This window comes from Okeania sp. SIO1H4 (assembly GCF_010672695.1).
Taxonomy (GTDB): Bacteria; Cyanobacteriota; Cyanobacteriia; order Cyanobacteriales; family Microcoleaceae; genus Okeania; species Okeania hirsuta.
The window spans coordinates 1-1,803 of the sequence record NZ_JAAHGB010000168.1; the positions used below are offsets into that span (position 1 = coordinate 1).

Consider the following 1,803-nt stretch of genomic DNA (forward strand, 5'->3'; position numbering starts at 1 on the left):
CGTAACTTTAGTTCGGGGCGGAAAAACGAGCGGCGGTTTCAACCGCCGTGATCAGGGTCATTAATGTATTCCAAAATCTTAGCGGTGCTGACCTTCCCCGTAGTGTCATAAAAATAGCTGTGAGTCCATAAACTAGGCAGTTTGCATAGCTGAGGAAACTCCAGTCGCAACAGTCTCGATGACCTACCTTTTAAAGCTTTGACTATTTTATGAATTGCTAGGTCGGACCCATGCTCTACCAATACATGAACGTGGTCTGGCGCTATTTCCAATCCTTTAATTAACCAACCTTTTTCTGTGGCAACTTCCGATAAGATAGCTGCCAATCTTATTTTTACTTGGCCCACTAAAACTTTCTTGCGCCTCTTGGGAATCCAGACTAAATGGACGTGGGCCAAACCTACCGAATGGTTGCCATGTCGGTATATTTTTTGTTGGTTCTTCATGTTGATAGATTGACGCTTATCGACATATTGATGATCATAGAAGCATGAGTAAAAAAACTAAGAAAAAAGTAAAAAATCTAGGATGCCAGCAAGTTTTATTGCATCCAGATCAAGAACTACGGGCCATATTAGAATACTTGTGCGGCGAGGCCAATAAAGTGTTCAATTGTTCTGTTTATTATGCTCGACAAGTTTGGTTTAAAGAAAATAGATTTGTCTCCAAAAGTGAACTTTGCGAGCAGATGAAATGGAACCGACATTTTAACGCAATGTATGCCTCTAGTGCCCAACAAATATGCAATGGTGTTGTTGAATCTTTCAGCAGTTTCAGACAGCTACTAAAGCTGTTTGGTAAAGGTGAATTAGCCAATAAACCCAAGCCGCCTAACTATCGAAAACCTGGTTTATTTACAGTTTCTTATCCTAAAAGATGGTTAAAATTCACGAACGAAGGAATTAGAGTTCCATTAGGACGCAAGGTTAAAGCATGGTTTGGATTAGAGGCATTTTACATTCCGATGGTAAGTAACTTAGATTGGGACTCAATTAAAGAAATTAGGATTCTTCCCCGTCACGGTTGCTTTTATACCGAGTTTGTCTATGAGATGAAAACGCCTGTGGCAGTTAAGTTAGATGCTGGTCAAGCACTTTCCATTGACCACGGTTTAGACAACTGGTTAACTTGTGTAGATACCCAAGGAGATAGCTTTATTATTGATGGGAAACATCTCAAGTCAAAAAATCAGTGGTACAATAAGCAAATTGCCACAATTAAAGAAAATCAACCCCAAGGATTTTGGTCTCAAAGATTAGCTCGCATGACTGAGAAACGTAATCGACAGATGCGGGATGCTGTTAACACTCGCAGCGCGATTAGTTATTAATCACTGTCTTAAGCATGGAATTGGTACAGTGGTTTTTGGTTGGAATAAAGGTCAAAAACAATCAATTGAATTAGGAGCTAAAACTAATCAAAAGTTTGTACAAATTCCTACTGCCAGACTCAAAGAAAGAATAGAACAACTTGGCAATTTATATGGGGTGCAATTTGTAGAAACAGAGGAATCTTATACCTCGCAAGCATCGTTTTTAGATGATGATTTTCTCCCAATCTATGGTGAAAAACCCGATAACTGGGAACCCTCTGGAAAACGTATTAAACGAGGTTTATATCAATCTGCTGCGGGTTATTTAATTAATGCTGACTGCAACGGTGCAGCAAATATTCTCAGAAAAGTATCTGGAAAGCTTGGTCTTGACTTGAGCCAACTAAGTAGAGGCGCTTTGACAACGCCTTTAAGAGTTCATTTCTGGACGAATTAAGAATCTGCGCGTCTTTAGACCGCAGAGTGTCAAA

Annotated in this window: 3 protein-coding genes; 2 read left to right on the forward strand and 1 reads right to left on the reverse strand. The window is 39.7% G+C overall.

Features of this window, described 5'->3' with window-relative positions; genetic code table 11:
* Positions 1–38: 38 nt before the first annotated feature.
* The gene (gene tnpA, locus F6K06_RS33435; RefSeq protein WP_124143872.1) at positions 39–446 is read right to left on the reverse strand and encodes an IS200/IS605 family transposase; all 408 of its coding nucleotides are present in this window, start codon (positions 444–446) and stop codon (positions 39–41) included.
* Positions 447–490: 44 nt separating this feature from the next.
* Between tnpA and F6K06_RS33440 the strand changes: the two genes are divergently transcribed.
* Positions 491–1,330 (forward strand): transposase, encoded by an 840-nt coding sequence (locus F6K06_RS33440; protein WP_240038829.1) that lies wholly within the window; start codon positions 491–493, stop codon positions 1,328–1,330.
* Positions 1,296–1,769: an IS200/IS605 family accessory protein TnpB-related protein gene (locus F6K06_RS33445; protein ID WP_240038828.1), complete on the forward strand. Its 474-nt coding sequence runs from the start codon at positions 1,296–1,298 to the stop codon at positions 1,767–1,769. Before F6K06_RS33440 ends, F6K06_RS33445 begins: the two co-directional genes overlap by 35 nt.
* The last annotated feature ends 34 nt before the right edge of the window (positions 1,770–1,803 follow it).

Coding starts and splice junctions, on each gene's coding strand:
- tnpA (WP_124143872.1), bottom strand. CDS start 446: ATGAAGAACCAACAAAAAATATACCGACATGGCAACCATTCGGTAGGT.
- F6K06_RS33445 (WP_240038828.1), top strand. CDS start 1,296: ATGCTGTTAACACTCGCAGCGCGATTAGTTATTAATCACTGTCTTAAG.
- F6K06_RS33440 (WP_240038829.1), top strand. CDS start 491: ATGAGTAAAAAAACTAAGAAAAAAGTAAAAAATCTAGGATGCCAGCAA.